This is a genomic window from Mesorhizobium sp. M1A.F.Ca.ET.072.01.1.1 (assembly GCF_004023325.1).
Taxonomy (GTDB): domain Bacteria; phylum Pseudomonadota; class Alphaproteobacteria; order Rhizobiales; family Rhizobiaceae; genus Mesorhizobium.
In genome coordinates this window covers 1-8,381 of record NZ_RZSF01000299.1, presented here as the reverse complement: position 1 = coordinate 8,381, position 8,381 = coordinate 1, and the positions used below count along the sequence as shown (strand labels likewise).

Below are 8,381 nucleotides of genomic sequence, written 5' to 3'. Positions count from 1 at the left end.
GGCAAAGGCCTTGCCGCAACCCGGAACGATCTCGAATGTGTCTGGAACCGCCACTGGCCACCTAGCCGCGCCCCATAGCTGAACCCGGTTCATTGATCGTGTCCATGCCCTGATTTGGTTATAAAGGCCGATATTCTGCCCAGAGGTCCATTTAATGACACCATTGGTGAACCAGCCATCGACCGCACGGCTTTCGGTGAGCGTCACGGTGAAGTCACCATCATCGGTATGAGTGGCGACAGTTCCGGAACGCACCCATGATTCCTCTGCCGCGAACACGGCTGAACCATCGGTCGTCGTCGCCGCGACGGTATAGTTGTAGGCGGGGGCGCTTCCTGCTGTTGACCCGGCGGTGCTGCAGCGAAACATCCGGTTGTGGTAGTCACCGCTATCCGAAGCCCGCACATAATCGCCAACTGCATAGGCGGTGCTCCGCTGCACATCGTCCGGGTATAGGGGCAGGCTGCAATAGCCGGGCCGCGTATCCCCGAGATCCGACCGGCAGGAGACCGAAAGTTCCTCGACGGTGATTTCCTTCGCGCGCTGAAGGATGCCCCTGACCTCGAAATTGGCGATCCTGCCTCGGTCATCGTAGTTGATTTCGGAGACCGTAAGAGGACCGATCTGCATTCCGCCGTCTGATGGGCTGTCGAAGTTCACCAGATAGAGCGTGATCTCCATGTCCGTAAAAGTGCCGGCATATACATCTTCGGAGTCATACGCGTCGGAAATAGCCGCCGGGGCCGTGACTTCGCCGTCCGGCACAGAGCCATCCCCGGTAGACTTCAGCGTCGATCCCTTGAAACTCTTGTCTGCTGTCCATGTTTGCGACAGGAAGGACACATCCTGCCCCGTCCCTGAAACGCGGATTGTCGTTCCATCCGCAAAGACGAACTTACCCAGCCACCCCAGGGTGTGGGGCGTCAACGACATTGCCGTTTTTAGCGCGGTCGCGACGCTTCTCACCGCAGAACCTCCATCAGCGTGATCGGCCCGGCAGAGGCAAACGGCGTAGCGAAGTCGGGAGCTATGGGGAGCGAGACAGGGTTATAATCCGTGGAATAGCGAACCCTGACGAGGAAGTTGCATGTCACTGTGATCGCCTGCCCTGCGCTCGGGATGTTCCCGCCTGTGAAGGTGATGATGCCATCGGCTTGGTTATAATGGACGCCCGATGTCTTGGTGACGCCGTTCACTTTGACGACAAGGCTGGAAACGATGGTGATTGGCCGGGCATAGGGCCTGTCGGTATCGGAATAGGTCTTCTTGATCTGGAAGGCCGCGGACGTGCCATCGCCAGTTCCGATGTTCTCATCGGTCAACGAATTATCGAGAGGGTCGCGGAGCGGGAAAGCATAAGCAGCACCCCTGCGGCCAAGCAGATGTGTCATGAATGCCCTGATTTCCGACAGCGGCCGGTTTCTCAGTTCCACGTCATAGCGCCAGAGGGCCACCGGCCAGTCCTGGTTCCTGTCTTCAAAGCCGCCGAGCAACTGAATGACGGTCGTCTGAAAGACCGGCCCCATCTTCATGTCGAGGCCGAACTTGTCATTGATGGCAACGGTATCGACCATTTATGCGCTCGCTGCTGCTCTGACCATTTCTTCGAAGGCCGCCCGCGCTTTTTGCTTGGTGGTCTCCAAGCTATCGCCGGGCGCGGCGTAATATTGCAGGGTGTAGTTGCTGCCCGGCTGCGCTACGGAAACTTGGTTGTTTGACGAGCCGTCGCTCGCGGTCGAAGGCATATGATAGCTGCCAAGCTTCCCAAGGTTTATTACCTCTCCGACATAGCTGCCGTGCTGTGGGTCCCAGTTGGGGCCGAACATATTGGACGGCTGGGAGATGCTGCCCGTATTGAGAGCGCCGCCCTGCGATTGAAGCGCAGCAATGAGGTAGCTGGGGAGTTGTCCGAACTCGTTGCCAATCAGATCGGCAAGGGAACTCACCGAATGGCTGATCGCGGCCGCGCCGCTGGTTACGGTGCTGCCAAGGTCGCGGAAATAGCCGTTGGTGTTCCGATCGAGCGTGTCGATATTGTCGGCCGTGTCGCGCGTGTAACTGGCTGTGTCCTTTGTATTGTCGGCGGTGTCGCTGTTGTATTTGGTGACGCTAACGCCTGAGCCGTTGACGTTTGTCTGAACGTTTCGGCTCTGGTCTGGAAGTTCGATCTTATTGGGGTCACCGCGGTATCTAGTGACGTTCGGCAGAGAGCCGGGAGCAGCCGCACCGCGCATCGAAGCCAGCGCATCCATCGAAGCATTTTCAGCCGCGCGGAAAGCCTCGGCAAAGCTCGCCCGAATTTCGTTCGCAGCGGAGACGCCCACGCCCTGAATTTGGCGCAGACGAAGTTCAAGATCATTGAGGCTCTGCTGGGCCTCCGTTAGTTCAATATGAACGTCGGCCCCTTTCGCGGCCTGATCCTGAAGCTCGGCGATCTTCTGCTTTAGAAAGTCGATGCCTTTGGTGATAGCCGAAATATCTTCGGCTGATGTGCCGAAATCCATCGTGCCGTTGGCGAGGTGCCCGAGGAGGCTATTTTCTTTGAAGGGCTCGCCGCCGATTGACACGATCAGCTTTTCGAGCGTTGCCCAGCTCGGGTCGTTAACGAAATCGGTCAGGGCGCCGGAAGCGGTGTTCACGCTCTTTGAGAAGTTGGCAAAGCCGATGGTCGCCTTCTCAAGGACGGGCGCCAGGTTGATGACGGCTTCGCCGAGCTGAACGTGAATGATCTTGCTCAGAACATCGAGTTTGTCGTCCAGTTCTCCGGCACGCTGCAGAAGCTCATCGGGGACGATGATGCCCATGTCGCGAGCGGACTTTTTCATTGCCTCGATCGAAGACCGACCCTGATCGAGGAAGCGGGCCATTTCGACGCCGCTCTTGCCAAAGACGGTTGCGGCAAGCGCTGCCTTCTGAGTGGCGTCATTCGTCTGCGCCAGCGCATCGGAAACGAGCTTTAGTCGCTCCTCTTGGTCCTTCGTGTTGATGATGTTCTGAAGGAGTTGAGGATTGAGTTTCTTTAGTCCGGCAAAGAGCGCACCGGTCCCCTTCTCCGCCAAGCCGGCATTTTTGGCGAAGATGGTTAGGGACGTGTTGAAGGTCTCTTGTTCGACATTCGCTTGCTTGGCTGCAAACGATAGGGCTTGGAACGTCTCCGGCTTGAGGCCCACTTGCCTTGAGTTCGTGGCGATCTCGTCGTATTCGCTGATCGTCTGTTTGAGCGTGTCGAAAGCTCCGCTCAGAGAGGCAATGGAGGCAATGCCGGCGCCAGCGGCCAAGCCGCCGACAAAGGTCTTGAGCGTCCCGCCTATAGAGGTAACACCTCTTTCGACAGCCGCGACGCTTTTGGCCATGCGCGCGCTTTGACTCTCGACAGTCGTCGCAGCTGACTTGAAGCCGGAGGCGAACTTGGCAGCATTCGTGCTGAGGTCGATCGAGATCGATCCGACTGTTGCAACCATCTAGTCTACCGTTCCGCCCAAGGCTCTTGTGACAAACTTCGCCATAGCCAATTGGTCCTCGAGACTCTGTCGCTTAGGCGCGGCCTTCGGCTTCGCCTTTTTCAACAGATCGGCCTCACTTTTCGGCAGGCTGGTGTGCTTCATGCGCGTGAATAGCGCAGTGCGATAAGCGAGGACGCTTAAATCCTCTTGCTGTTGAAGCCTTGATGCATTGAAAGCCTGGACAACCGTAAAGGCCGTCATCTTCCAGAAGTCACGTTCCGATATGCCGGCACGAATAGCTAGAGACAGGAGAAATCCCGTTAGGCTTTCGTGCCCTTCGTAGGGTTTTCGGCGTCGGCCTTCTTGTCGGCCTTAGCCGCTTCGGCCGACCACGTCTCATGGTCCTTGCCGTATCGAAACAGCGAGAATGCATCGAGGCACTTCTTGCCGACGTTATCGAGCGGCAGCGGCATGTCGTAGGTCTTAACCACGTCCCCCTTGGCATCACGGAGCGACACAGCCAGGAACGACCGAATAAACGTCACCGACAGGACAACAAGCCCAAACTGAATTTTGTGCGCGAAGTCAAATGCGCCGTATTCAGTCTCTAGCCTCGCCATGCCATCCGTGTCGAGACGGATCGTATAACCCGTCCCGAACTCTTCCGCTTCGACTTCGGCGATGTATTTATTCGCCATTAGGTGGCCGCCCACGTCGGCGCAGACGAATAGCTAATCTGGCCCTGCCAGGTGACCATGCCTTCGGAGACATTCACCGTAAGCTGTGTAATAACGCCAGTAAACGAGCACACCGAATAAGTCGACGGCTTGCCGACGCCGTTGTTATCGGCCGCGGAGAAGTCGGCCTTAAAGTTGCGGGCCGTGCCGTCAGCATAAGCCTTAAGCAGGCCGACGCTCGGATCCTGCGACTGGTTATCAGGATCGAAGTGTCCTTCAAACGGCGTCGTTGCAGACTTAAAGCCCTGCTTGTACTCGCGGAAGCCAGACGTTGACTGTAGGTGCGTAGCATCCACCTGATCGGCAGTCTGCTCAATGCCGAAGGACGTCGTGTTGCCAATTGCGGTGAACACTTCAGGAGAGCCGGCGTCACCCATCTTGAGTGCGGCGCCGATGCCGGTCATACCGGTCGTTGCGGTCATGCTAAATTTCCTTATGGGTGACGGATGGCCTCGCTAACGCGGGCGCCAGAGGCGTCGCTTCTAGCTACCGGCAGCGATGAAAGTGGTGTTGTTAGGCGGCGCTTACCGCCAGCGGACGTCGAACGACATTACGCGTCGGTGTGTAGAGAGGTCGTCGGCGAAGTCGGTAAAATCGACGCCACTTTTCTGGAACGAGGCGTTGACGTCACCTGATGTGAAAAGCAGATCGCGCAAGGCGGTCTTAACTGCCTCGCCAAGCTCATTGGCTGAACCGGACGTAGCGGTGACGCAATGAACCTGCACAGAAGCCAGTGGATATTGCGCTGAACCCGCCAATAAATAGTCTTCGCTTTCGGACGATAGCGCGACGGCAATGGCCGGCAATGCTGCGTTCAGCGGTAGCGGGAATGGGTAGATGCGATTGGCTGTAACATTCCTGATGGTTGCCTGGTCAAGCAGCGCCTTAATAGTGAGAGAGACTGCGCTCATTCAATCAGCCTCGCGTCGATAATCTCGACGTGTCCCTCGGCCTTTTCGAACACAAGGTAGTCGCCATTAACGACTAGGTTCCCGTCTTCGGCCACCTTATGACGAATGATGTAGCCACCCTCCTCGTCAGCCTCAGTAACGTACTTCTCCTCGACTCCATCAAGGAGGACGCGGACGTGAGGACCAATCATGTCGGGGTTGTAGAAATCACTGTTGCAATCGGTGCTAAGTTTCATTCAATCAGCCTCGCCTGTATCTTCAGGTATTGCTTCCTGCCAAGCTCTCGAGGTCGGCCGACAATTTCATAGAACTCTTCAACGCCGAGGCCATTCTTATAGGCGAGACGATGCTTGGCGGTCAGGTCCGATCGATAGCGAATTGTAAAAAACAGACCCATTTCTGCATATTTGCGAGCCGATGCTTCGCTCTCCGTCGACTGGTGAAACTCCATCTTGGCCCATACGATTGCATCGTCAATCCAAGTGGGGGTTTCCTCGTTATAGTCCGGATCGTTGAGTATGACTGCGTGCTGGATCCTGATGCGCCGGTCGAGTTCGCCCGCTCCGATCATCACTTCGTCCTCGCCGCCTTCGCGTTCAACTTAGCCGCACGCTTTTCCATCTCGGGACCGATCTTGTCACCGAACCGCTTCACGACCTGTTCGCGCGTAGCGAAATAGGCTGGAGTAAGCCACGGCATAGGACGCTGGCCAGGATGAACAACGCCGCGCTCCGGCTGAAAGTGCGGCGCCGTTCCGAACTCGAGGAGATGCGCATACCTTACGGGACGCCGTGAGCCATATTGCGTAGCGCGCTGTACGGAAGCATCTGGTCCAACCTGAAAAGTCGGATTGACCTTCGATGTTCGCGGCTTCTGCTTGATCACAAGCGACGCGGCAAGCGTACCGGTGCTCTCTTTAAGCGGCAGTGCTCTAACGTTGGACCTTGCGGCCTTAAGCGTCGGCTGCAGCGCGAAGCGAGATGTGGCGCCAAGCGGGACACCGATCTGCTTGGACAGTTCCCGTAAGGCGCGCGAGGTTTCCCTTGCGCCCGTAACGGCCATCACTACACCTTGACGACGCCCGGATAGACGATGCCGACGTTGAGAACGGTCGTGCTTGCGCCCATGCCGATAATCAGCGGATAGTCGCCAGCAGCGACGTCAGCAACGGGGCAAATGCCGCCAGCCGTGCCGCTGAGGTAATAGGCCGTTCCAGCTTCGATGGTGGCGCCGATCGTAACCTGACCAGAGGTGCAAACGGCGACGGGCTGATTGGCCACAGCACCGTTAAGTGCAACGCCCATGGCATTGCGTACCGCGGCGGTGGCGCTATCCGTGTCTGCAAGAGCCCACTTGCCGGTCGTGCTATCGAGATAGACGGCCTGGCCAGCAGTGATCGTTGCGCCGGCCGTGCCGTGCGAAATCTTCGCCGTCGAGCCAGGAATCACGCTGGTCGACGTAATCGTCAAATCGGCCACATGGCCCTCCTAAGCGGCAGCGCCGCGATTAGTAATATCTGTGATTGCTCAAAAGGGAGTCGAACGACGTCCAACCAGACTCGTCGCCGCTCTCGCGCGTCTCATAGAGGTCCGCGATGCGCAAAAGCATTGCGTGCTTTACGGCCGGCTCAACGCTGGTGGCACCAACAACCGCTGTAAGCGTTATCAACGAACCAGACTGAGTCGATGGCCAAACCTGGCCGTATTTCAGTACAACGGCAGCGTCGCGCAGTTCATACACAGTGTCGGCAAGCGTTTGTGCGTCGCCATTTGCGTCGACATAGGCGATCGCCGTAATCGACTGCACTGGATATACCGGCAATCGCGCAAAGTCCGTCCACGCATCGGCTTTTGCAACAATGGTCTGAGTAGCCAGGTAGGTGCCGCAGTACTTTTCGACATGGCTGCGAGCGACAGCGATAAGCGACGTCAGATAATCGTCATCATCGGTGGAATCGACTCGCGCATGCCGCTTGGCCTCGGCGAGCGTGACAGGCTCAGCCGTTGCCGGCGTCGTTACCTTCGCGGGATACCACATCGGTTCTCTTTCCGCGCCGCTCTGGCGCCCTCTCGGCCACGGCACGCTCCACCTTGGCTTCGGCTACTGGCACGGCGTATTCCGCTGCGATGAGGCGCAATGCCTCCATCTCTGGAAAGTCGCGCTCATCGCCTGGGCCGAGCGAGTAGGCGTTGCCCGACAAGCCTACGAGCATTCGAATTCTCATCGTCATTCCTATGGATAAGTGGGCGGGCCGAAGCCCGCCCGGAACCGGTTAGGATGCAGCGGTGATAAGGTGGCGGATTGCGGCGGTATTGGCCAACTCTCCGTCGAAACGAATGAGGCCGGCCACACCCAAATCCGGCCAAAAGCGCTCCCGAAGGACGCCGATCACCGGAGAGCCAACCTTGCGCACCCAGAACTTTTTTAGGTCGCCGAAGAGGACGACCTTCTTGGCCGCAGCGAGCGAGTCCATGTCCTGGTTCACGTGGTATCGCCGACCGTTGATGGTAGCGGGCACGCCAGCCTGGAAGTCCCCCTTTGTCCAGAGGTAGTTTCCATCCCCGTCTTTGAGCTTCCTGATCGCCTTCAGCGTCGAGTCGTTGAACATGAAGCCAACGCTGGCCGCCTTGCGATAGGCCGGATCGACGGAATGCTCGAGATCGATCAGCTCGTCCGACGTAATCGCAGAGACCGCCGCGGAAGTGACGCCGAGAGACGACGCAGTGACGATGCCGTTTGGCGCAGACGAACCGGTGCCGATCGTCAGCTGCCTGTTGGCGATGCGCGCCAGACGCTCACCGAGCAGATCGCCCAAGAGGGCTTCCATGCTGAAGATCGAATCTGCTTCAAGTTCCCAGGACCACTTGATGAACTCGGTGTCGAAGGCGAACGCGTCCAGCGACTTCTGGCCGAAGGTCACGTCCTCCGACCCATCGTCGGTCAGAGCAGTGCCTTCCGTATGCGCGCCAGCGATCTTCGATGTGTCGTCAACTGTCGGGAGCTTCAGCGGATTGCCACTCGACGTCTTTACCTCGCGGATCACGTCCGCATCGTACATCGGGCCGTGAGCCTTCATCGAGATTTCAATCTCTTTCAGAAGCTCGGTCGGAACCGTGTAGCCGCCAGCCGTGGTCGTACCGGTGGTCTGAGTGCGCTGCTCGAACTTTGTAGCACCGCGCCTAAGCACTTCCCGCTCTTCCGCTGACAGATCGCTCGGCGCAACGCCGCAAACGACCTTGGCAAATACCATTCGGTATTCAGGCTTTGACGCGTCGTCCGCGCCACGAGCC

Annotated in this window: 12 protein-coding genes; all 12 read right to left on the bottom strand. The window is 57.9% G+C overall.

Going from position 1 to position 8,381, the window contains the following annotated elements; all coding sequences use genetic code 11:
* The coding region (locus EOA32_RS29260; protein ID WP_128373575.1) for a DUF2163 domain-containing protein at window positions 1-966 on the bottom strand (966 nt) is incomplete at its 3' end.
* Window positions 963-1,574 carry a DUF2460 domain-containing protein gene (locus EOA32_RS29255; RefSeq protein WP_128373574.1) on the bottom strand — a complete coding sequence of 204 codons (612 nt, stop codon included), beginning with the start codon at window positions 1,572-1,574 and terminating at the stop codon, window positions 963-965. The genes EOA32_RS29260 and EOA32_RS29255, both read right to left, overlap by 4 nt.
* The gene (locus EOA32_RS29250; protein ID WP_128373573.1) at window positions 1,575-3,461 is read right to left on the bottom strand and encodes a hypothetical protein; all 1,887 of its coding nucleotides are present in this window, start codon (window positions 3,459-3,461) and stop codon (window positions 1,575-1,577) included.
* 302 nt (window positions 3,462-3,763) lie between these two features.
* Entirely contained in the window at window positions 3,764-4,141 is a 378-nt protein-coding gene (locus tag EOA32_RS29245) for a hypothetical protein (protein ID WP_128373572.1), read from the bottom strand.
* Complete coding sequence (locus EOA32_RS29240) at window positions 4,141-4,602, bottom strand: hypothetical protein (RefSeq protein ID WP_128373571.1); 462 nt, start codon at window positions 4,600-4,602, stop codon at window positions 4,141-4,143. Before EOA32_RS29240 ends, EOA32_RS29245 begins: the two co-directional genes overlap by 1 nt.
* A 102-nt stretch (window positions 4,603-4,704) precedes the next feature.
* Window positions 4,705-5,091, bottom strand: a complete 387-nt coding sequence (locus EOA32_RS29235) for a DUF3168 domain-containing protein (RefSeq protein ID WP_128373570.1) — start codon at window positions 5,089-5,091, stop codon at window positions 4,705-4,707.
* The gene (locus EOA32_RS29230; protein ID WP_128373569.1) at window positions 5,088-5,327 is read right to left on the bottom strand and encodes a hypothetical protein; all 240 of its coding nucleotides are present in this window, start codon (window positions 5,325-5,327) and stop codon (window positions 5,088-5,090) included. Before EOA32_RS29230 ends, EOA32_RS29235 begins: the two co-directional genes overlap by 4 nt.
* On the bottom strand, window positions 5,324-5,662 hold the full coding sequence (locus tag EOA32_RS29225; RefSeq protein ID WP_128373568.1) for a phage head closure protein: 339 nt from the start codon (window positions 5,660-5,662) through the stop codon (window positions 5,324-5,326). The genes EOA32_RS29230 and EOA32_RS29225 overlap by 4 nt, the downstream gene beginning before the upstream one ends.
* Before the next feature lie 493 nt (window positions 5,663-6,155).
* Entirely contained in the window at window positions 6,156-6,569 is a 414-nt protein-coding gene (locus EOA32_RS29220) for a hypothetical protein (protein WP_128373567.1), read from the bottom strand.
* Between the two features lie 28 nt (window positions 6,570-6,597).
* On the bottom strand, window positions 6,598-7,128 hold the full coding sequence (locus tag EOA32_RS29215; protein WP_128373566.1) for a head-tail connector protein: 531 nt from the start codon (window positions 7,126-7,128) through the stop codon (window positions 6,598-6,600).
* Window positions 7,088-7,303: a hypothetical protein gene (locus tag EOA32_RS29210; RefSeq protein WP_210214855.1), complete on the bottom strand. Its 216-nt coding sequence runs from the start codon at window positions 7,301-7,303 to the stop codon at window positions 7,088-7,090. The genes EOA32_RS29215 and EOA32_RS29210 overlap by 41 nt, the downstream gene beginning before the upstream one ends.
* A 60-nt stretch (window positions 7,304-7,363) precedes the next feature.
* Window positions 7,364-8,381: phage major capsid protein (locus tag EOA32_RS29205; protein ID WP_128373564.1), on the bottom strand; the 1,018-nt coding region annotated here is incomplete at its 5' end.